Origin of the sequence: Candidatus Seongchinamella marina, assembly GCF_026262685.1 — a bacterium.
GTDB lineage: Bacteria > Pseudomonadota > Gammaproteobacteria > Pseudomonadales > Halieaceae > Halioglobus > Halioglobus marinus.
In genome coordinates, this window is sequence record NZ_SHNP01000002.1 from 73,054 (window position 1) to 95,246 (window position 22,193).

A 22,193-nucleotide genomic window follows, 5' to 3' on the forward strand; every position below is an offset into this window, starting at 1 on the left:
AAAACATCACAAAGACGCCGCTTTTGTAATCAAGCAGGTCCTCTTGTGCGATAAACGCTCTCCCAGATTATGGCCGCTTTGAGGTGAAAGCGGACATTATGTTAGCGCGGGTAGGTGCCTGTATCATGCCTATCAGAATCAGTTAAATTCCTAGCCATCCGATATCAAGGATGATGAGTGTTATATATGGACCAAGAAAAACTAAAATCACCCGGCGCGCAGTCACAAGAAATGCTCTGTATTCAGGCAATTCGCCCTATGCACGTTGTTTCTGGCCTGGGTGGAGCAGAGCGGGAGTTGATTGCTACCTGTCTGGCGCTCTTCGATGAATCTTCTCTAGGATCATTCATCAAACGCGCGTATGACAATACTAAGGAGAAAGCTGCCAAGCTGGCCGGTGGTGAGCTCGAAGAGGCGGCAGATGAGGTCAGGCTTAACCAGCAGCGATGGTTAGAATCGAGTTTAAGCAATGAGCATCTTAGGCTCGCCCTATGGATGCAGATACGCAGCGCGTTGCAGTTACCGGCGAAATTGTCCGGCACCTATTGTGGCGCAGAAATGCTCGCAGACGATGTGTCGGCTGCGGTGATCAGTATTTTGTCCCCACCACCGGGAAAACTGGAAGCAGGCAAGGAATGGCTTCGCGATCGTGGTGTGCTCAATCGAGGTAAAGAACGGGGTGAGGAGCCAGATGGTGACCCCATTAATCTTCACTCTGTGGTCGAGCCGGTGTTGCAAGAGCTGCTGGAGGCAGCAATTAGTGGCGAAGCCGGCGATGAAATCGCGAAGGGTGCCATCGAGCAGGCAACTGCTGCGATGAAAGAGCTTAGCCCGGAAGACCAGGCGCGCATTAGGGAGGAGCTTGGAGTAGATGACATCAATGCTGCTGCCCTGGCAAAGGTTATTGCTACCGGTGGCGGCCTGACCCTTTTCAGCGGCGCAGTCAGCATGGCGGGCTTCTCCGCTTACATACTAGCAGCGCAGGCATCGGCGTTTATTCCCCTGGTCAGTGGCCCTGGTTTGGTGTCGTTCGTGGCGGTCGTGTCAAACCCGATCACCGTGGTGGCCGGCGCGGTTGGCGCGGGCTGGTGGTTGGGCAGCTCTGCCAATCAGAAAATTCGAGCCACAGTCGCAACGCGTATCGTCTCTATGCTGGCGATCCAAGGCATGGGCAGTGGCCGAGCAGGCCTGAAGTCCGCATTAGCTGCCTTTGCCAGTGCATCGAGTCTCCCAGCGAGTTTGAGCCTACCATCCGAACTGATCTCACAATACCAGGACGAATGGCGGCTGATCGAAGCGCACACTCAGCCAGTGTATGAATGGTCAGGAGAAGCTTGGCAGGTTTTTGAGCAGCCACTTACTGACTCTTCGCAATCTGAGCGGGCTGGTACAGAGAGCAAAAACGCCGCTGCCATGGGAACTATGATGGTTGGCGACATGCTCTACAACGCCGCGCAAATCAGCCCGGATGTTATGGCGGCAGCGGACTTTTCCTACCTAGCAGATGTAGATGGTCCGGTTGATTTTGCCCTGCTGGCTGCGGATATGAGCGAGGGTGCTGCGGTCCGCTTGAAAGGCTACGTGGCGGAGCAAGTGGTTGCCGCTGAGTTGCAGGCCGCCGGCCATGTGGTGAGTTTGCCCGAATCAGCCAGCGAGCCCGGCTGGGATTTGCTGGTAGATGGGCAGCCAGTGCAGGTGAAGTTCCACAGTGATATCGATGGCATTCGGGATCACTTCGCAAACTATGACTATCCGGTTATTGCCAATACCGAGTTGATGGGGCAAGTCCCCGAAGAATTTGTCGATCGAGTGTATTTTATCGATGGCGTCAGCAACGAGTTAGTCACTGATGTTACCGAGATGTCTGTCGCCGCCGGTCAGGGCATGACAGACCCGGATGTAGCCATCATGGCCTTTGCAATTAGCGCATTTCGCAGCGCCAAAGGGCTATACCAGGGTGACCTTACCGGGGCGCAGGCGGTAGAGCAGGTGCTGATGGATGGCACCGTGCGAGTCGGCCTGGCTGTTACTGGCAATTGGACGGGTGCCGGTGTGGGCTTACTGTTGTTCGGCCCGGCAGGGGCCTGGGTATTGGGCGCAGGCTTACCCATACTGGCGCAGTCGCAAACCAGCAGGGTAGTGGGGCAGGTAAAAGCCAAGGCTGCACTGCCGGAGCGCAAGCGTTGGGTAGTGCGAGCTCACGAGCTGCTGGATGTGCTGCAGGCAGCGGGTGTAAAAGTCCTGGAGTCACGGATAGAACAACTCAGCGGGCTTATCGCGGGTTTCGAGCCGGGTTTCGCTCAGGAGTACGTTGCTCATCGTGCCGAAGACCAGCGTCTGTTTGCCAGTGAATGTATTGGCCGTAAGGTCTCCATTGAACTTCAGTCCGGCCTCCAGCCTGAACAACGCTTTTCAGCCACCCTCAGATGGTTGGCCGCAAGCGATGTGCATCCCATGGCCTATCAGGCGGAGCTGGAGAGCGTGAGCCATACCATGCAAGCGCGACCAGGCTTAACTGACGAGTGGCAATCCGAGGAAGTGCAGGAGAAATTAAGCCAGGCGAAGGCGTACGGACAGACTGCGGTGCAGGAAGGACTCGCTGTCGGCGAGAAATTGGGCCGTTGGCTCCGTAGTGGTGGATCAAATAATGAGAAGTAGGGCATTAGCCGTATGCAGCTGGTACGCATTGCCAGCAAGGGTGTTTTTGAGTGATGGCTGGGAAGTGCGGAGTTTCTTTTTTGGAGGTTCTGCCTTTAGATTCCTATAAAGAGAATTTACTCCGCTTTCGTTACCAGCCATCATTGCCGCACATATTTATCATTTACGCGCCTTTGTTATGCACAAGTTCAAATGTCCGAAGTAGCCTGCGTAAGTACGAAATCAGAAGCCATAAATGTGGAATTTTCTGTCGATTAATTGCGAAGACTTAGCCAAATGAAATTCATGTACACTACATCTTGCCTCAAGCTCGACGGAAACAAAGGAAAACTGGCGGAAGTAATTGTTTATTTGGAACTCCAACGCAAGTGTGCTGCAGTTCAATAGGGCGTCTATTAAATGAAAAAAGCTCGCGTACTCGTATTCAGCGGAATAGCTATAACTGCCATATTGCTTGGATTAGCTACAACCTATGCATATGGCAATTGGTTCAGTCACCCACGCTACTGGAACGGCACAATTATGCGAGTGCAAGAGAGCCAATCCGCTTTAATAGAAAGTATATTGAGAAACTCAATGGGCGATGCCTCATTTAACGCGAATTCAATCGATTGGCGCGCTATGTTTGGACCAATGGATGGCCACCTGTTGATAGAGGTGCACAACCTAGGACAGTTAAAGTATTCCAACGCCAACGATCGCTTCAAACGAGGTATTAAGTTAAATTCAGTTCAGCTGTATGAAGGATGGACGCTGGATGTTTTTCGTTACAAGCCACCGTCATGGAATCGCAGTTACATTCGGTGGCTAAAACAGCCCAGACGCTGGTTAGAACCGTCCTTCGACCCGATAACAATGCCATTCTTCTGGTTTTCGTCGATTTATTCACTAGCCTTGCTCGCAATGGGCTTCATAGTAAAGTCCCGTTACTTAGAACAAGATGTATTAGGAGCGCTGGAGAGGACAGAGAGTAAGTTTCACCAATGAATCTTTCATTTCACCATTACTTAAAAAAACTGATACTTCGAGCGTTTAGTGGTGAGCGATTTCAACCAGAACAGATAGCGCAGAGCCTAATAAAGGCGCAGCGTCGGCCCTGTGGAAAACGGGATGCAGCTGAACTCAAAGAGTGGCTCGAAAACCGCGGTATCCAACGGCTAGTGCATTTTACAGAGCTGACTAATGTCCCCTATATTAGTCGATATGGCCTTATTCCCAGAGAGTATCTAGAGCTAGAAGTAGTGCAGATGGCACTCGGAGCAAGCTTTGCAGATGCTTGGCGGGGTGATGGCATGCTTGAATACAATTGCCTATCGCTGACTTCGCCCAATTATCGTATGCTGTGGGCGAAACGCTCCGCCCAAAAGGAACGCCGCTGGGCTGTAATCGAGTTCAATCCTAAGGTGCTAACTGAGTTCTTCTTTCAATTCACGCCCACGAACGCTGCAAGCGGTTGTTTGCCCAATGCGGGAATTGAAGGGGCGGAAAATATGTTTGAGTTGCCACAACTTCGAGAAGACTTGGGGCTAGAACCGCCAGAGCCCACCGATCCCCAGGCAGAGGCGCTCTGTGACAGTATCCTGCCTGTGCGTGCCATCGAGAATATCTTTGTGGACAATGAAGAGGATGCAGACTGGCTTGCAACTCATGAAGTGACAGCCGTCCTCGACAGCCATTTGTTTAAACCTAGGCGAGATTATTCCTATTGGCGTGGTAAGCGCATAACCCAATTACCCCCCTATTTACACGCAAATACTTCTTAGCCTGGGTAGCAAATAATGGCGGAACGACCTGTTTACATACCAGACTATAGATCTGAGTTGCTCGTTGAAACAAGATTCGTCGAGTTTACTTGGCATCCTGGGATGGCACCATCACAAAAAATGAAATCTGTAGAAGAGCTGCATCATGCCGCAGTAGAAGTAGGCGTTTGTTGCCACCCACTTGAAGTTTCTAGTAAGTCTGCTGAAGAGCTTGGAATAAAATTAAGCGCGTTTAATCTTTCTGTAAAAACAGAAAAGCAAGGGCGCGAGTTCACCGTAGAAACAGCTTTTCAAGCAAGTAAAGTGTTTCAAAATGGAGGGCCATTCAAAGAACTACTTTATGGGTCTTCAATTGCAGCCAAAAAGGATCCAAGACTTAAACAGTCTGGAAGTCTTATTAGGTTTGAGTTTTTTGGCGCCAGCTGGTCTCTGGAGCCAAAGACTGCATTTTACGATTGGCTTTACTTGAACGCTTTGCGAAAGAACAAATGGGCTATCGAACAACTAAATGACTATGACTCATTTACAGACATTGAGTTCAATCCAAAAAAATCCATTAACTGCCAAGCGTATTCGGTTGCACTTTTTAAGTCACTCAATGGCAGGGGATTGTTAGATGATGCACTAGAAAGTCAGGATTCTTTTTTGGAGGTTGTTGGTGGAAGGCCCATGAACAACGCAAATGAAAATACTCTCGTTCAAAGTTGCCTAATTTAGAGAATGACACGCAGCTGAGCCAGAGACGCGCGAAGGAGCTGGGCATGGTGAGTTAGTTTGCTGAGTGCTAACGGGTACCGATCCTCGACCCTACTTGCTGAACTAAAGGCATAGAGATCCGTGCAAGCTAAACATGGTCCGCAATGAGGTGAAAGCGAAAGTTGTCACTTACCACATCCAACCTAAGTCAAAGGGCGGCTTTCGCCTACTTCCAGCCAGTTTATCCTTGATAAGGGTGGACCATCCTTGGCCCTCTCATCCTTGAGATACCTCCTTGGGGAAAAGTAATTCTCGCTCTATATGCATTGTTGGGAGATGGCCCTCAGCGCCCATTTGATGACTCTGTGCGCCATTATTCAGGAATTGGAAATGGAAACGAGATGATTGCTATGAGGTGGAAGCGGGCATTAACCCTTCCAGTTCTAATTATGTTCCATAACGTCCGCTTTCGCCTAATAGCCGACATTGGCGTAGGTAGTCATGCCGTTGGCGCATCCAGTCATTCAGTCGAACCGCTGATAGAGCTATATTCTCTCCGGAATGGCGAACTTCATAGCCAATATATATTGAATATTTTAGGAGAAAAAATATGAGAGTATTGATTGCAATAGCGCTTCTTTTGGCACTCCCTGGTGCTGCTAGCGCTGCATGCAGTAAATCTACGCTACAGGGTAACTATGCTTCGGGTGGTACATTCACTTATTATTACGATGGATTTCCTTCGATTGCAGCGGGTATCGTTCACTTTAATGGCGGTGGAAAAATAACCCTAAAATCACTAACTGAGGGCGCTTATGGTGACAGAGCGACAGTGAATGGAGGCGGATCTTATTCCGTTAATAGTAATTGTGTCGGTACGGCTAAATTGAATATAAGAAGTAATGGCCAGCTAGTGGGCACAGCGAATCTGAACTTTGCTGTAGGCGGGACAAAGGCGTTGCCTGAGATCTTAGGTATTTACACTAATCAAAGAGATGGGATTACAGGCTCTATTCGATTGATAAAATCAAACCACTAAAAATATTTTCACTCTGGGACCCAGCGACAAGCGGTCCGTCAGCTTACATTTAAAACGTCCGCTTTCGCCTAATAGCGGACATCGGGGTATCCTTGTCGGGGGTCTAACAACAAGGTGAAGTAGAGATGACTGAATACGAGATCAGTGACATTGCGGGGAACGCATTTGCAAATGGAATAAGCAGTTTCACTGTGTTTTTCTCAATCGTAACGGCTTACCTGATCGCAGCACATACCGCAGGAAAGAGCCTGTCAACCATCCAAATCGCAATAGTCAATATCTGCTACCTTGTAGCAGCAGCTTTTTTCGGCACATTCGCGACTGTAGCCTTCATGCGAGGCGCGGAACTTGCGAGAGAATTACAATTTCGTGCCAATGAGACAATCGGTTCCGATGTAGGATGGATGTGGCTTATGGCCATGATAATTCTAGTGATAACCGCCTCTTTTTGCTTCATGTGGAGCGTTAGACATTCTAAGGCAGAATGACGACTGCGATTTGATACAGACGCGACCCGATGTCGCTTATGAGGTGAAAGCGGACATTACCCCTTCCAGGGTCGTTCAGACCCTCTAACGTCTGCTTTCGCCTAGAAAGGATCACCACTTGGTACAGAAGTGACGTAGGTTGCACGGTCAAAATACAATGTCTGGTGCCCGGAGCGGCCATGAACAGGTAAGCGCTTGTTGAATGAAAACATGAACTTACTGAAATGACGAGAGATTTGCGTCGCCATTTGCGGCGTGTGAACGTGTGCGAATTTGTTTATTGCGGTAGCGGGACACCCCGCAGAGGCATTGGAATCTCCCAAAAATTACCGAGCCAGTATGTACCCAGCAGAATCGCCGCTAGCCCAATGCCTGTAGCCATTCTATAGCCAAGATACCTGCGCCTCTCCAATGTATCGGCCCTAGCAAGCTGGGTGTACTCATCCATACAACTCATAGTAAAACGATTAAGGTAGCTGATTCTTGCCCGCATATTGTTTCGGTTACGCCCACCCTCCCCGTGGGGGCCTTGCCCTGTCTCCTCCATGTGATGCTGCATCACTTCTTGAATTTCTTCATCAGTTAACGGATCAGCTGTCTTTCGTTCTGCCTGAATAGCAAATTTGGCAGCGGCAATGATCGCTTCTCCATATTCTTTATGGAAAAGCTCAACGAAGGATTTATGTTCTACTGCATAATGCTTATGGGTAGCATTTCCCATGTTCGATATGACGCCATTTAGTTTCTTGATCCATCTTGAAGCAAAACTATTTTCGACCATTCCTTTGTCCTATTTAGATTCCTCCAATGATTGTATTGGATGGGCTGGGGCATGGCCAAGGCATTACTAGCAATAAACCAACATTCGAACCCACCTCGAACAGCCTGTAAGCAATCATCGTATTAAGTTGGTACGCTAGGTTAGCTAAAAGTTGCGGCGTGTGAGCGTGTGAACGTTAAACCCTGCGTGTTATCTTCTTTCTAAGCGGCTTCATATCTAAGGAAAATTAGTGGAAAAGAACAAGTTTGCACCCAGTAGTGGGTTCATAAAGCGGTGGTGCATTTTGTGGGTTTTGATCTCTATCCCCTGCTTTACCTACGGAGGGTGGATGCACTCTCAAATGATTCAGGCTGAGCAGGAAGAAGAACGGCTGAAGAAAATTGCTCTGGCCAATCCCTTGTATGTCAAGGCTATTGAGTGCGCCGATGATGCTCGTCACACGCGCAGGAACCTGCCAGACATCGGCGCCTTAGGGAAAAACAGAGAACACTACGAGGAGCTGAAAGATATAGAAGAGCTATGTCGAAATGGCGCCGAACAGTTTGAGCCTGAGTACACATTGGCGAAGCTCAGACCTGGGAACTACCCTGATAAAATCGGTGCTGGCTATGGTTTGGGGGTGTTTGCTTTAGCCCCGATACTTCTTCTTTTCGCTTTTCTGGGCCTTGTGAGGCTAGGCCGCTGGCTGTGGCGCGGCAGTAGCAGCTAACCACCCTCGAACCCACCTCGAACGGCCTGTACGCAATCATCGTAGCTTGCTGGTGTGGTTGGGTGGCTAACTGGCAGCGGCCCGTACAGGGCGCTATAGGACTTTGTCTATTGGCGCGTAGGGCCATGCTTTAGGCGTGTCCAGTTATGTCCTGTAGTCAGTAGCCGCTGCGATTTACACAAATCCCAAAACAGATTAGTCTGCCCGTCCAACCAACACGGATGTTTTGACTATGCGCTCAGTAGCTGCTCTATTTCTAGTTCTGTTTTCCTGCCAAGTGTCTGCCCAAGGGCCGACTGTACTTAATCCCACAATGGGTTCCTTTGACGCACACTTTGAAAGCGTCTACTTTGCAGCCGTGGCTGGTGAAGGCTGCCCGTACACATCAGAAGAACTGGATTCTGCGGTGGAGTCTGAATTACTTCGAGCTAGAGTCAAGAGAGTGGAAAAGTGGATACACGTTCACCTTTTTTTGAAGACTAGTTGTATGGATATAATGAGTGGTGCTGACAACCGTCACACTGGCTACGCACAAATGGAGATAGCAGAATGGTGCTTCATGGCCACACCAGATCACGGAGAAAAACCGTTAAGTATGTGCAGTGGTGCAAAAACAGGGCAGACTACTGCCGGGAAAACAAGCAAACAGTACCTTATTGATAGCGCTATGCTCCCAGTGCGTAGGGCTTTAGATGACTTCCTGGTGAGCGTAGTAGCCGCTAGGGATTCAGAGCGGGAAAGGCAGAAAAAACCCAGTAGTAGTCAATAACCGCTGCGTCTTGATTCGACTATTAACGAATGCTCTTTGCTGTCACCCAGCGGTTCTGCGATAAGATCCTCACACCGCACATTAGCGCCATAACGCTTCAATAAAATCTTCTTCAGTTTACGCAGTGCCGCCTGTTCGATGTTCCGGACTGACATATTGGTTAGCACCCGGTCACTCAGGCCACACCGGTGTGTACGTCGTCAGCCAGCATGGTACCAAATGACCTGATTCACTAAGAGGCATATCTGCTACTTTTAAAGTGAAGTATTCGCGTAGGCTAATTCAAGGTTGAGATTCCAATAGCGTTCAGCGCTGGCCAAGTGCCGCCCGAGATCGAATAAGCTATGGACACGCGATTTATACTTCTTATACTTGATATGTCGTCATTGAATCGGAATTCCCATGAAAGCCCTATACGTTTCAGCAGCGTTACTCGTTGCCCTTGGCGCATGCCAAACCAAGACATCCGACATGGATATTCTCGGGCCTGTGCCAGAAATCGGTCATGGCCTGATGCAAGGTTACCTGCAAGATGAAGTGCCACTTGATAGCAAGCAATTCGTTCCGGCCCCTCCCGCTGACGGCTCTGCACGACAAAAAGCAGATGTCGCAGCAAGCGAGGCGCTCCGCACTCTCGAAGGCTCAGCACGATGGGAGCTTGCAGCCAAAGACGCCGAGTTATCCTTCCCCTCGGCCGCATCCATCTTCAATTGCGCCCTCGGAGCCGTCGTGAGCGAGGAGCAAACGCCAGCACTGTATCGTTTGCTCCAACGATCACTCACTGATCTGGGTTTAGCCACCTATCCAGCAAAGACGGCGTATCAGCGGCCACGGCCCTTTCTTGTTAACGGCGAAGCCATTTGCACGCCGCAAGATTTGGGATCACTTGAGACAGATGGCTCCTATCCCAGCGGTCACAGCGCCATTGGCTGGGGTTGGGCACTGATCCTGTCGCAACTCGTACCCGAGAAAGCCGAGGCAGTTCTTACCAGGGGACGTGACTACACCCGGAGCCGGATGGTGTGTAACGTGCACTGGATGAGCGACACTGAAGCCGGCATGGCGGTTGGGGCCGCTGCATTTGCGAGACTGCAAAATAATGCGCTATTCAAAGCTACCCTCACCGCCGCTAAATCGGAGCTGGCCGCAGCCAACCTCGCCACGCCCGACGTCGAGGCATGCGAGGAAGAATCTGCGAATCTGGCAATGTCCCACTAAGTTGATCGCGGTCGAAAAGATTGGCTCCGCTCTCTGCATGCTACAGTTCTGCCCGCAGATCTGCATGCGTTAGGTGAATGAGAAGAGAAATAAGTATTCGGCGGTTACTGACTTTGTCTGAACCCGCCTGAGTATTAAAAATCTGACAGCCCCCGAGTGGAAGAAACGTCTTTTTATCCATTAAAAGTTATCGTTTTCTGCGAGCTGTCACCAGGGTCAAGGAACCATGACTGCTGGCACCGATGAAAACCAGGGGCGGAAACCGGGGCAATAGTAGCGAAACATTCGGCTGCCGATATTGCTAGAACAGAGTAACTTGCCAGCGTACACTCGGATACCCGCGGTAATTGAGCGGTCATTCTTATAAGGATAAATCATTATGAAATTGCTTAACAAACGTATGATACTGCTCTCGACACTTATGGTTTCTGGTATTGTGATGGCGGGTCATCATGAGAAAGGTGAAGCCATTGCGCCCGCAGCCAGTGCCGGCCAGATCATGATGATGTACCACTGGCCCTGTGCTGATAATGATGAGGGTATGTCGTCACTGAAGGGGTTGATTGCGTACGAGCGTGATGCCTCGCCGTATACGTATTCAGCTGCGCCGGCAGTTCACGAGGATGGCGCTCTGGTGTCGGTTGATGTGCATCCGTCGAGTGAATCGATGGACAAAGCGCTAGCTTGGCAAGAGGCTGATGAGGTTTGGCAGTCGATGTTTGCGGAGATGGCCGAAGCCTGTGGCTCGGCTGACGACATCACTGTCACTGTATTAACTATGCAGTGATTCCGGAGGAGGGCAAAAAACCGGCCTTGCTGCTTTTTTGGGGAGGAATGCGAAGTCAAATCGCCAGTCTTTGTGGAGCTAACATGCTACGGTTTGCGAGTGCGTTACGCTGTCCCACCGCCTCTCTTCAGCGCATACAACGTTGATTCCATCGGTTGAACTGGATTCCATCCTGGTGAAAAGAGGCAGCGTTGAGTTAAGCGGTCCGAATCCGCCTATCTCCACCAATAAAGTTAAAGGGTTACGTTAAATCTTAGCCCTTTTTTATACCTGAGTTGCTTGTGGAAACCTCTGGGCAACTGAGGCATGAGACCACAAAAAAACCACTGAAGTAGGTCTGCCCGCGCACGTATGCATAGTGTTCGCTTTTGCCTAATTGCGGAAGCGACTGGGATGGATTAATGCCGTAATAGGGATTACGACAAAGGATGGTGGCTATGAACTCTTCTAGTCAGTTTTCCCTTAATAGGGGTGGACCATCCTTGGCCCTCTCATCCTTGAGATACCTCCCTGGAGAAAAGTAATTCTCACTCTATTTGCATTCTTAGGAGATGGCCCCCTGCGCCAATTTGATGACTCTGTGCGCCACTATTCATAATTTGGGAATTAAAAAACGAGATGATTGCTATAAGGTGAAAGCAGACATCTAGTGCCACCTTAGAGTCGTTGGTCGATATTTAACCAATAACGTCCGCTTTCGCCGAGGAGCGGGCCACGACTTTCGGCGTGAATGGCGCACGGAGTTATCATGTTGTCGCTTTCGGCCACAGTACTTTTCCTCACTCATTGAGAGACTTTCACTGAAGGAGAATACTATGACTAAACATATGTTAGAACATCTACGCATTACTGAGATAGTCACCGATGAGGATTACCGATCTCATGCATTGCCATGTGAACCGTTCTCGGACGATAAAAAATCGTCTGCCGTATCTGAAAAAATTGACAACGCTAACGACGAGGAGGCGCGCCAGATGTCCGCTTAAAACGGATGCCCTAGGCTTAAATAGTAGGCTTCATTGTCACTTTCGCCTTTGGCATATTCCAAGCGTAATACAATACCTGCATCGGGCTTTAGGTCGAATATTATGCCTGCCCCGAGCATTGGATATAGAGACTCGCTTTGATTGCACGAAGACGCTTTGTCGTATAAGCAGCCGACGCCTCCAAACAATGAGGCCCCCCACCGATCGTAAATGTTAAAGCGGGCGTCCAGATTGATGTGCGAGTAATGTTTGGCGAGGTAGTTGCCGCTAGTATAGCCCCGCATGTTAAGTGAAGAGTAACCCCCCAGTGGGGCGTCGTGGGTCCAGCGGCCTCGCACGTTGGTCGCCAGTACGTGCCCGTCGCCGAAGCCCCAATAATTTGAATAGTTTGCTTTGTAGGCATCGAATGACTCCTCACCTCCGAGGCTCTCTCTGTAGGCTACATTTTGGACCACAAAGTGTTTGCCAGCGTGGGGGTCACGTGGTTCATCTCTACTATCGAACTCGCCCACAAGGCCAATGCCATTAGAGGTGAACCCGGTGAAACCCACCTGCGCTAGGATCGAATCAAATATCCCATCAGCTCCGATCACATAGTCCGAAACAATGACCTGGCCGCCCAAGTACCAATCACCAATTAACCGTTGAAGGTAGCGAAAGAAGAAAGAGTCGATATTGTCCTCGGTTTTGAATTGCCTGCCGGTTCCCAGGAAGTCGTCGTATTCATTGCGAATTTTACCGTTGATATAGCCAGCCTTTACCCGGTGCTTGTCGCCATCGTAGTAGACGTCGCTAAAAACACCACCCACGTAGGAGTCGGTATCGCTGTAGGTCACAAAGCTGGTAAAAAGAGACGGTGTAGACTCTGGATCTAATGCCTTTATGTAGCCAAACACAGTGCCCAGTGTCGTTCCAAGCTTGGGGTCTGCACTGACGGTAGGAGTAATTAGCCAGGGCGATTCTCTCTTTTCATTACTTTGGTCAGTTTCGGTCATGTTTTTATCGCTGGTGGCAGTTTCCGCTTTAACATTTGTCGTTGTAATTAATGCAATAACACAACAAATAATGAAGTGGGTTGCGCGAGTATGAACGGGAGCAATCATCGTCTGTTTTAGCCTCACTAAAAGTAGGCACGCAGTATCTCGCTACCGCGTGCTGATTGCCATATTTAAACCTCATGCAGCCTCATATCAACGTAGCGCAAAATACCGACACCTTGGGACCGCTGATTACTAGGAAAGTTTAAGACACCTTTATATTACCGCTGTTGCAATGAAGCTCGATTGCCTCTTCGAAAGTCATTGCTGACGCCTCTTCAAGCTTTTGCTGGGGAGTTACGGCAGTGAGCCCAGGAAGATCGTGACCGATAAGCTAAGAAGTTATGGCGTAGCTCATCGGGAACGGATGCCTGCTGTGATTCATAGCTCTAAGCAGTATGAGAATAACCGGGCTGAGCACTATTGTGATCTCAAGATGAGTGCGTTCGCTGATTGGAATCGGGCTGCAGTTTGAGATTAGGTGGCAGACTCCTGCGGCCTCAATGAGTTAAGTTGCCAGAACAGTTGTCAGGCATGTTTAAGTCTAGGCAGCGTCGCTAATGCCACAAAACTGATAATGGCCAGGCCTATAAGGTAGTACGCGGGCGAAGCGAGATCACCCGTGCTATGAATCAACCAGGTGCAAACCATGGGGGCTGTGCCGCCTAGCAAACCCAACACGGTATTGTAGGCAATACCGATACCGGTATTACGAATATCTGCAGGGAAGGTTTCTGCTAATACGGCAGGCATAGGTCCCTGAATCATGCTGACCAGAACAGCAAACACCAGCCCAGCCACAACCGCACTTGAAAAACTGCCTGTATCGATCCATAGGAACAGTGGGTACACCGCAATAGCCATCAAACCAATGCCCGACAAAAGCACTCGTCGATACCCGATCTTATCGCCTAACAATCCGGCTATTGGAATAAGGCATAGCAACACAAACATGGTGACAGTGTTGATGTCGAGGGCGTGGTCTATAGGCTGTGGAATGATGCGTGTTTGATAAGCAGGCATCCAGACAAAGCAAATGTAAAAACCAGTCGCATAAAGACACATAGCTGCCACCAGGTGCATGACGCCGCCCATGTGAGAACGCAGTACTTGTTTTAAGGGGAGATCATCATCGTTGACAGCAACAGATTCATCGGCCAGAGCCGAGCGCAGCCAATGGCCAAATATAAAGATGACGAGGCCCAACAAGAATGGAATGCGCCAGCCGTAATCCGACATTCCTTGGGTGGTGACCAATGCCTCGGTGATATCCACGACCATCGACCCAAGCAAAATACCGCCTATTCCGCCGAACAAGGCCCAGCTACCGTACAAGCCCTTGCGATTAGCGGGCGCTGATTCGACAAGAAACGTAATCGCCGCAATGAGTTCGCCACCTACCGAGACGCCCTGAATCAGGCGCAGCAAAATCAGTAGACCGGCAGCGGCAGCACCCCATTGGTCGTAAGTAGGCAGTAGACCGATCAACACGGTTGGTATTGCCATGAGCGCAATAGACCATTTCAATGCTCGAGTACGGCCCAGCCTATCGGCTACGTGGCCGAACACGATACCCCCTAGGGGCCGCATGAGATACCCCGCAGCAAATACCCCGTAGGTTTGTATTAGCGCCACCATGGGGTCTGCGTCAGGAAAAAAAAGCGGGCTCATAATGGGTGCTAGAAAACCAAATACGGCGAAGTCGTACCACTCAAGGACGCTGCCAACTGCACCCGCAACTTGTGTTCTCACTCGCGACATTGTTATTCCTCGGGCAACACGTTAACCAACACGAGGTTATAGACGCATGGCACTCGCCTCCTGTCAATGGTAACTCCTCTTGGGTTATCAGCTCTTGTTGTGCGAGCAAGTTGCTCTGCTCAAGTATAGGAAGTATGAAGGCCCTGCTCAGAGAAGACACCTTCGCTGACTCTGTTAACTGGAATTGCTGATCTGGAAAAGTTCGTGCTGATTGATCTACCTGATCGACTTACAGGATGGTTGCAGAACCTACTCATAGTTGTTTTTGAGCGGCTAGGTGTCTGCACGCAGCTACGATAAAGTTGAACACCAGTTACTTCGTGAAGGCTACTTCTGAAAAAAACTATGGATAGCCAAACGAAAATAGACGCAATGCCTTGCGTATTTGAACGCACATGGCACAGTTAACCGCAATTATCTTGTTGAGGAAAAAATAAGTGCAATATGAAGTAATTAGTAACGTTGCAACCCTGACCTTTGATGACGGAAAAGCCAACGTGGTGGGACATCAGTTCCTGGATGACATCAACGCAGGGCTGGATCGTGCTGAGGCTGAGAACGTCGCCGCCGTGATTTTGCGCGGCCGTGATGGCATGTTCTCTGGTGGCTTTGATCTGTCAGAGTTTAAAAAAGGTGTGGAGGAGGGCCTGGCCATGGCGCAGCGAGGCTTCGAGCTTCTAATCAGGCTGTACAGCTTTCCACTGCCACTGGTTGCCGCCAGCACCGGGCATGGAGTAGCTTTGGGCGCTTTTATCATTATGACTTGTGATTCCCGCATCGGTACTCGCGGTAACTTCAAGATGAGCTTGCCAGAAACAGCCATTAGCATGGAGCTGCCTCCTCTATTATTGGCCCTGGCCGAATCACGCATATCCAAACAGTACATGACGCGTGTTGCACTTCAGTCAGAGGTGTTCAACCCCGACCAGGCAGTGGAGGCAGGGTTTATTGACGAGGTAGTGGAAATCTCCGAGTTAACTGCACGGAGCATGGCCGTGGCGCAGCAACTGGCACAGTTGCCACATGCCCAGTATGCGACAAACAAGCTGGCTATTCGAGCCCAGACACTGCAGGCAATGCAGACCAGTTTTGAAACATTGGGTAAACGCTAAAAACCGCAGGCGCTGCGGTCGAGCCACTGGCAACGGCTGGCAAATTGCTGCAGGTTGGTTCAATTTTTTTTTCCGCGTTGGACTAGGCAAATAAAGAAGGTCAGCGCGGCTAGTCGATAGGGGCACCTGTCTGGCACATTGCAGAACTTAAAAAAGCATATATTCTTGTATCCTTAATCTCCGCTTTCGCCTAACAGCGAGCATCCTGATATCTTTGTTGGAGGTTAGACAACAAGTGGTTGCTATGAAGCGTTTTAGTACTCAGTTCATATTATCTCGAGAGTACCTTGCCGAGTGTTTTGATCAGTCTTTGCCTCATGGGAAAAACGCCAGGCCCAGTTATCTATTTCCAGTAATATTGTTTGTTGCTGGCATAGGGCTTCTGTTATTCACCGATCAACCCAAGGTCGCGGGTTTTGTCTTAGTAGCTCTAGGTTGTCTCGAACTGATTCATATACGATTTCGACGAGCGTGGTGGTTAGCGCGACAGATGTGGGGGAAGAGCGCTAACAGCGAAGTGAGGCTGACCATAGACTCGGATGGGATACAAACACGCAATCCCTACACACAATCATCGCTGCTGTGGACAGATATTGAACGCGTTGTTGAAACCGAGCTAGGCATCATTCTTGTGACTAAAACAGGAGGTCAACAGTACCTGTCGAAATCCGCCCTGTCTGCTGAATTGCCCGGTGAAATTGCAGATCGGTGCAAGAGCTAGCATTCACCTCGATTTTGTGGCGCTTGTTGATGGACTCAGCACGGACATCGCCATTTTGACGTCGCATAAAAAAAAATGCAGTTGACGGGGCTTCTCTTGTGCTGCCTCTGATCTCCTGCACAGAGCTTACCCAAGGGTTCAAACGCCACCGATGAGGGCGTTCCAGGGCTGCTGGGCGAGAGGTTCCAAGTGGGTAATTAGCGCCACACTATTGCACGGCGTCGAAAGCCTCAGCAACAATCGGAATCAGCTGGTTGCGGGCGCCGCTGGTAGCCTTGTTTGCTTCAGTGCCGGTGTACTCCTCGAAAAATACTACGCCGGCATAATTGCGCTCGGCATCTATCCATGACAACGAGCCCCAGGCCCCGCCGTCAGTGAATACTGTAGTCGTGCCGGTTTCATTGGCCGGCTCAAACCACCAACCCATACCATAGTAGCCACTGCCATCTTCGTTTAGCGTTGTTGCTGTGCGCATCTCTATTAAACTCTCCGCAGACAAAACACGATTGTCACCGCACACACCTTCACTCAAGTGCAAGGACAATAGCTTGGCATAGTCATCCAGGGTGGCCATCATGCCGCCTTCCATGTTGGGATTATCATTGCCCTGCAAGCTTTCTGGATTACCGTCCCAGGCGGCTGCGATGGCGAGATTATTACCGTAGGTCGTTATTTCAATGTCGCACGGCTGTGCTATGTATTGATCCCACAACTGATTCCAGCTGGCGCCGCCTACACTTTCAGCGACACCACCGGAGATTTGCCATTGACTGCCGCCATAATCAAAGGCCGTATTGGCTGGAGTGCTCACAAAACCCGGTAGCGGATTGGTGTAAAGGCTCTCGACGCAGTCGTATAACGTGCCGATAGGAAAAAATTGGCAAGCATGGCTCGCTGCTGCCGCCTGGTTACTGAGCACTTGGATCAGTCCGGGTATGCCGGAGCGGTTGGAGACAAGGTGCTTAGTCGTTATGTTTTCATCCCATACGCCTTGCCAAGGTAGATAGTTGGCGATGGGCGTATCGATATCGAAATCGATAGAATCATCATCGTTCAGGGCCAACAGCAGCGTAACGGTAGGGACCTTACTAGTGGAGGCGAGCAGAACGAGACTGTCTTCTGTCAGGTTACCAAATACTTTTTTGTGCACGACCCCCAGGTCCTTGTCCACAATAATGTAGGAGCCCCCGGGAAAGGCGTCTTCTGAGTCAACAAAATCTTGCATCCAGGCGTCAGCGGCGGCGAAGTCCGGCGGCACAGGTGGCGGTGGTGGTGGCTCAGGTGTATTGGAGTCGTTAGAGTCACTGCACGCAACGAGGAAAAGCAGGCATAAAAATGCCCCGAAAAGCTTTTTCATAGGAGGTTGGCCTAGTCATTAAGAGCGCAAAATCTAGTGGTCGAAGTATAAATGCGCTCAACGCTTGAACACAAGTATTTGGGTCGTTGATGAAGTTGGGTACCTCAACTACCAGTCTCTATGTTGGCGGCCGCGCTGGGTCTTAGAGCCAATACTGACAATGTTGTTGCGCTGTGGTTATCGGACGTCAGGCGGTATTCGACAATTCAGTTTGCCGGGGTTTTGCCGGTCCGCATGTAATGTTCATAATTATCGACATTGAAAGAATAGTCGTTATCTGCGATCTGTTGATCGATATAATCGGTAAAGCTATCGGTATAGGGTGTCGCTCTGCAGGCCCAATAGGTTCTTACGCCAGGAAAGCTTAACCAAAAATTCAGTGTGTTTGCCCAACGGAGCCACACCTGCTCCTCTATGTTGCCGGCTGCATGTTGTTGCTTTAAAAACTCCATTGAGCTGAGAAACTCGGTCATCACCCATTGAAACCGGCTTCTGTCTTCAATCGAAATTTTTGCCGGGTCACTAACGCTTTGCATAAAAAATTTGTTGGCGGCTACATCAAAGCCAAACGTATGCTGTTGCGCTGCCAGACGCTCTAAAACTCTAGCAGTCATATCGGCCCTTTGAGAGCTTGTATTGCTGCGCACCTGGACGGCGAGGTAAACCAGTGTGAAAATAACGCCAACGCCGCCAATAAACTCACCCAGTTGAGACATGATTTGTAGGGTCATGATTATTCGTCCTCCAAGCCTTTGGCACTGGTAAAAATACTAGCAAGAACGTCCGATGTTCGTATCTGCTTCCATTGATACTGATGGTCGCAACAGCGGGGTAGACGTACCTTGTTGCGGCTTGTCTGCCAAGCAATTAAGAGCTTACACACTTTTAAATAATGCATTGACACTCAGTGGACCCTCTTTCGCTAGTCTACTTTCAGCTGCTCGCAAAGCACCTTCCCTTGTGCTGAGGGAAGGCAGGTGCCCCGGCTTTCCCACGAAATTCGGCTACCTTGAGCCCCGCTAATTTGCCGGTTCTATCAAAGTATCTTTCAGACGCTTTGAGAGGATCTTTAGCGAGGCTTTTTATTTTCCTCTGTCACGATAACAAAAATATACCTATTATCAACAAGGCTCTCCAGTTTTGCGTCTCAAATTGACCCGCATAATGACATCGCTCTTCAAAACGAGTCAAAAAATACACGCTAACCATGGTTGATGCGTGGCTTGATAATTGCAGCTTAGACTGACCCAGCTTGCGAGGATGACCTACGGGCCCACGCGAAGCTGGCAGTGGTTTGCGTAAAATGCGCCCGAACCCCTAATAATTATGAGTAAACGCTATGAAATCTAACTGGATGATTTTTATCACCATCATCGGTCTCAGCGGGCCAATTGTCGCCAGCCAAGCACCACTTCCGGCCGAGGATGCGCTCAGAGAGGTGCTGGTCAAGGAAAAAAAGTTTTCGCCGTACGCTAACCGAAATTTTCCCACTCGCGTTTTTTGGGGAGACACTCATACGCACACTGGTATGTCATTGGATGCGGGAGCCTTTGGCGCCAGACTTATGCCCGACGATGCTTATCGCCTGGCCCAGGGAGAGCAATTGACCTCCTCTACCGGCTATCCAGTGAAACTTAGTCGCCCACTGGATTGGCTCGTGGTGGCTGACCACTCCGACAATATGAATTTTTTCCCCACCTTGATGAACGGGGATCCAACAATGCTGGCGACTGAACAGGGAAAGCGTTGGTACGGCATGATTCAGGAAGGCGGTCGGACTGCGGTTGGGGCAGCGGTAGAGATAATTCAAGCGCTGACTAACAATGCATTCGAAGAAGGGATGTACCTTGCTCCGGGCACACCGCTGTATCGTGATGCTTGGGAACTTACGATGAATGCGGCCGAGACACACAATAAACCAGGACAGTTCACCGCATTTATAGGCTATGAGTGGACTTCAACGGACGGTGGTTTCAATCTGCACAGAAACGTCATTTACCGGGATGGTAAAAACAAGGCCGCCATGATGGAACCGTATACGACGCTTCCACCTTATGGCAGCCCGGATCCGCGGGAATTGTGGAAATGGCTCGCCGAGTACGAGCAAAAAACTGGTGGCTCGGTATTGGCAATCGCTCATAACGGCAACATGTCAAATGGCCATATGTTTCCGATGAATAAACCGCTATGGGGGGGAACTGTTAATAAAAAATGGGCCGAAACCCGCGCTCGCTGGGAGCCACTTTATGAAATTACGCAAATAAAAGGTGACGGAGAGGCACATGCGTTGCTGTCTCCAGATGATGCGTTTGCAGACTTTGAAACATGGGCAGTGGGCAATCTGGATCTTTCAGAGCTCAAGACCGCTAAGATGATTGAAACTGAGTATGGTAGAACGGCACTTCAACAAGGTCTCCAAATTGAAAGGAAAACTGGCGTTAACCCCTACAAATTTGGCTTCGTTGGCGGAACCGACACCCATACTGCTCTATCTACTGCGGAGGAAGAGAACTTTTTTGGCAAACACTCTGGCGCTGAGCCTAACCCGGCACGCATGGAACACCCGATGGCCAAGGTTGGTGATGCTGAATACCCGGGTTGGTCTATGTCTGCTTCTGGTTATCAAGGAATATGGGCGACAGAAAACACGCGTGAAGCGCTCTGGGACGCCATGATGCGAAAGGAGACATACGCAACGACTGGTCCAAGAATGACAGTACGCTTTTTCGGTGGTTGGAATTTTAAAAATGAAGATACACTTGGTCGTTTGCTAGCCGATGCTGGATATCGTAAGGGTGTTCCTATGGGAGCCGACTTGCCATCTCGCCCAGACACTGAAAAACCACCCAGTTTTTTAGTAGCGGCGGCGCGTGATCCATATTCAGGGAACCTCGACCGTATTCAAATTGTGAAAGGCTGGATTGACCGGCGTGGAGACAAGCACGAGAAAGTTTATAATGTGGCCTGGTCTGATGAACGCTTGCTTGGATCTGAAGGCGAGCTTCCTCAAGTAGGCAATACCGTCGACGCCGAGACTGCGACATGGACTAATAATATTGGCGCTTCAGAACTGGTTGCTGTCTGGGAAGATCCCGATTTTGATCCGGAGAATCCTGCGGTTTATTACGCGCGCGTACTAGAGATTCCTACGCCACGCTGGACAACCTATGAAGCTGCAAGATTCGGTGTCGAGTTGCCTGCAGGCGTGCCGATTTCGTTACAGGAACGTGCCTATACCTCAGCAATCTGGTACGCACCGTAATTTTTCGTCGGAGTTCGAGCTTGGGCGCCAGGGCTGGGTCAATTCCCGACTTAGCCGGCGTACCCTTTCAGAGCTAAAGGCCATCGCCTGGTGCCGGAAGTGGGCGAGCATGGAATAAAGCGGTTGCAAGGGCTTCTGAAATCCTAATGGGCGCGGCCCTCAAGAAGCGCTCCCTGTTGCTCTGCCCCGAGATAACGGGGGGCGCGCATCAGAAAAATCGAAAGCCATACGCAAACGCTGAAATAGGCACTGTGCCAAAGCACAAAACCGAAGCCCCAGTCCGGGTAATGGTGAGTCACGTTAACACTTTTGAATGCATCTTTAATTGCCGAAAAACCAGTCTTCAACTGAGGTTCTCCCGTACGCAGCTGTTCTAGTGCCGTAGCCCAGTATTCTGTGGGCAGATGGTAGACCAAGCCGTAGCTACAGTAGATAACACACCAGGACAATAAAACCAGGCTGCTGCGGCGCAGCATGATATAGGTGCTGGGTAGTGCCTGCTTTGACGCCCTGCGGAATTGGATAATCGCCAGGGGCAGAATAGTAAAGAAGCCAGCGCTCCAAAGGCTCTCTTCAATTGCAAACAACAGGCGACTTTTTGTGATCAGCCCTCCGGTAGCAAAAAACTGGGCAACAAAAATACAGAGAATAAGCCCGTACGGCGCCAATTTTTCGTAGCGTGATAGCGCATAAGAATCATCGTGTCGAGCCATATCCCGGTTAAAACGCAGCATGGAAAAAGCGATTAAACCGGCAAAGGAGAGCTCGGCCCCCCAGGCGAAGGTTCGAATAACCAGTGAACTGTTGGCTAGAGTGTCGAACCATGCGTACTGATAAAGGTAACGCGACACGAAAACAGCGCGGTACAGGGCGACCAGCGTAAACACCAGTCCCATTATCCGCATGTTGCGCACATAAGTGCTGTTGCCATCGGGCCTGAGTAGCGAGTTTCTAAAGCAGGCGATACAGATCGCAAGGTTGCAAATATTAATTGCCACCATCACGCCCCACCAGGGCCATGGCCATATGTGCTCAATCACCGTCACTTG

General features: G+C 50.1%; 20 protein-coding genes and 1 pseudogene. 14 read left to right on the plus strand and 7 right to left on the minus strand.

The genetic code is table 11. The annotated features are described in order from the left end of the window. The first annotated feature begins 186 nt into the window (after positions 1-186). The 6 genes from EYC87_RS05350 (at position 187) to EYC87_RS05375 (ending at position 6,644) form a co-directional block, all read left to right on the plus strand. Positions 187-2,658 (plus strand): hypothetical protein, encoded by a 2,472-nt coding sequence (locus EYC87_RS05350; RefSeq protein WP_279251970.1) that lies wholly within the window; start codon positions 187-189, stop codon positions 2,656-2,658. Positions 2,659-3,057: 399 nt separating this feature from the next. After that, the gene (locus tag EYC87_RS05355) at positions 3,058-3,645 is read left to right on the plus strand and encodes a hypothetical protein (RefSeq protein WP_279251971.1); all 588 of its coding nucleotides are present in this window, start codon (positions 3,058-3,060) and stop codon (positions 3,643-3,645) included. Beyond that, positions 3,642-4,421: a DarT ssDNA thymidine ADP-ribosyltransferase family protein gene (locus tag EYC87_RS05360; protein ID WP_279251972.1), complete on the plus strand. Its 780-nt coding sequence runs from the start codon at positions 3,642-3,644 to the stop codon at positions 4,419-4,421. The genes EYC87_RS05355 and EYC87_RS05360 overlap by 4 nt, the downstream gene beginning before the upstream one ends. Positions 4,422-4,436: 15 nt before the next feature. Beyond that, positions 4,437-5,138: a DarT1-associated NADAR antitoxin family protein gene (locus tag EYC87_RS05365; protein ID WP_423243962.1), complete on the plus strand. Its 702-nt coding sequence runs from the start codon at positions 4,437-4,439 to the stop codon at positions 5,136-5,138. A gap of 589 nt (positions 5,139-5,727) precedes the next feature. Next, a complete protein-coding gene (locus EYC87_RS05370; RefSeq protein ID WP_040541873.1) occupies positions 5,728-6,156 on the plus strand; it encodes a hypothetical protein in 429 nt (142 codons plus the stop codon). Positions 6,157-6,281: 125 nt separating this feature from the next. Next, entirely contained in the window at positions 6,282-6,644 is a 363-nt protein-coding gene (locus EYC87_RS05375) for a hypothetical protein (protein WP_279251974.1), read from the plus strand. 277 nt (positions 6,645-6,921) lie between these two features. On the opposite strand, the gene EYC87_RS05380 is transcribed toward EYC87_RS05375, so the two are convergent. After that, entirely contained in the window at positions 6,922-7,425 is a 504-nt protein-coding gene (locus tag EYC87_RS05380; RefSeq protein WP_279251975.1) for a hypothetical protein, read from the minus strand. A 229-nt stretch (positions 7,426-7,654) separates the two neighbouring features. On the opposite strand from EYC87_RS05380, the gene EYC87_RS05385 reads away from it, so the two are divergent. Beyond that, positions 7,655-8,134, plus strand: coding sequence for a hypothetical protein (locus EYC87_RS05385; protein WP_279251976.1), 480 nt, complete (start codon positions 7,655-7,657; stop codon positions 8,132-8,134). A 762-nt stretch (positions 8,135-8,896) separates the two neighbouring features. On the opposite strand, the gene EYC87_RS05390 is transcribed toward EYC87_RS05385, so the two are convergent. Then, complete coding sequence (locus EYC87_RS05390) at positions 8,897-9,058, minus strand: hypothetical protein (protein WP_279251977.1); 162 nt, start codon at positions 9,056-9,058, stop codon at positions 8,897-8,899. A 247-nt stretch (positions 9,059-9,305) separates the two neighbouring features. On the opposite strand from EYC87_RS05390, the gene EYC87_RS05395 reads away from it, so the two are divergent. From EYC87_RS05395 to EYC87_RS05405, 3 genes are all read left to right on the plus strand, one after another. Further along, positions 9,306-10,121 (plus strand): acid phosphatase, encoded by an 816-nt coding sequence (locus EYC87_RS05395; RefSeq protein ID WP_279251978.1) that lies wholly within the window; start codon positions 9,306-9,308, stop codon positions 10,119-10,121. Between the two features lie 379 nt (positions 10,122-10,500). Then, a complete protein-coding gene (locus EYC87_RS05400; RefSeq protein WP_279251979.1) occupies positions 10,501-10,908 on the plus strand; it encodes a hypothetical protein in 408 nt (135 codons plus the stop codon). Between the two features lie 815 nt (positions 10,909-11,723). Beyond that, positions 11,724-11,894 carry a hypothetical protein gene (locus EYC87_RS05405; protein WP_157045109.1) on the plus strand — a complete coding sequence of 57 codons (171 nt, stop codon included), beginning with the start codon at positions 11,724-11,726 and terminating at the stop codon, positions 11,892-11,894. On the opposite strand, the gene EYC87_RS05410 is transcribed toward EYC87_RS05405, so the two are convergent. Beyond that, entirely contained in the window at positions 11,891-12,889 is a 999-nt protein-coding gene (locus tag EYC87_RS05410) for a BamA/TamA family outer membrane protein (RefSeq protein ID WP_279251980.1), read from the minus strand. The genes EYC87_RS05405 and EYC87_RS05410 overlap by 4 nt on opposite strands. Positions 12,890-13,202: 313 nt before the next feature. Between EYC87_RS05410 and EYC87_RS05415 the strand changes: the two are divergent. Continuing rightward, positions 13,203-13,406: pseudogene (locus EYC87_RS05415) on the plus strand (IS6 family transposase); the annotation flags it as partial. Positions 13,407-13,459: 53 nt separating this feature from the next. Here the strand turns inward: EYC87_RS05415 and EYC87_RS05420 are convergent. Then, positions 13,460-14,692, minus strand: coding sequence for an MFS transporter (locus EYC87_RS05420; protein ID WP_279251981.1), 1,233 nt, complete (start codon positions 14,690-14,692; stop codon positions 13,460-13,462). A gap of 437 nt (positions 14,693-15,129) precedes the next feature. Here EYC87_RS05420 and EYC87_RS05425 point away from each other — a divergent pair, with 437 nt between their 5' ends. Both EYC87_RS05425 and EYC87_RS05430 read left to right on the plus strand, forming a co-directional pair. Continuing rightward, on the plus strand, positions 15,130-15,804 hold the full coding sequence (locus tag EYC87_RS05425; protein WP_279251982.1) for a crotonase/enoyl-CoA hydratase family protein: 675 nt from the start codon (positions 15,130-15,132) through the stop codon (positions 15,802-15,804). A 244-nt stretch (positions 15,805-16,048) separates the two neighbouring features. Continuing rightward, the gene (locus EYC87_RS05430) at positions 16,049-16,525 is read left to right on the plus strand and encodes a YcxB family protein (protein ID WP_279251983.1); all 477 of its coding nucleotides are present in this window, start codon (positions 16,049-16,051) and stop codon (positions 16,523-16,525) included. A gap of 208 nt (positions 16,526-16,733) precedes the next feature. Here EYC87_RS05430 and EYC87_RS05435 read toward each other — a convergent pair whose 3' ends face one another. After that, the gene (locus EYC87_RS05435) at positions 16,734-17,882 is read right to left on the minus strand and encodes a serine hydrolase domain-containing protein (RefSeq protein WP_279251984.1); all 1,149 of its coding nucleotides are present in this window, start codon (positions 17,880-17,882) and stop codon (positions 16,734-16,736) included. A 206-nt stretch (positions 17,883-18,088) separates the two neighbouring features. Continuing rightward, the gene (locus EYC87_RS05440; RefSeq protein WP_279251985.1) at positions 18,089-18,613 is read right to left on the minus strand and encodes a hypothetical protein; all 525 of its coding nucleotides are present in this window, start codon (positions 18,611-18,613) and stop codon (positions 18,089-18,091) included. A gap of 608 nt (positions 18,614-19,221) precedes the next feature. Between EYC87_RS05440 and EYC87_RS05445 the strand changes: the two genes are divergently transcribed. Beyond that, a complete protein-coding gene (locus EYC87_RS05445) occupies positions 19,222-21,144 on the plus strand; it encodes a DUF3604 domain-containing protein (RefSeq protein WP_279251986.1) in 1,923 nt (640 codons plus the stop codon). 143 nt (positions 21,145-21,287) lie between these two features. Here the strand turns inward: EYC87_RS05445 and EYC87_RS05450 are convergent, their stop codons facing one another. Continuing rightward, the gene (locus tag EYC87_RS05450; RefSeq protein ID WP_279251987.1) at positions 21,288-22,190 is read right to left on the minus strand and encodes a hypothetical protein; all 903 of its coding nucleotides are present in this window, start codon (positions 22,188-22,190) and stop codon (positions 21,288-21,290) included. Between the last annotated feature and the right edge of the window lie 3 nt (positions 22,191-22,193).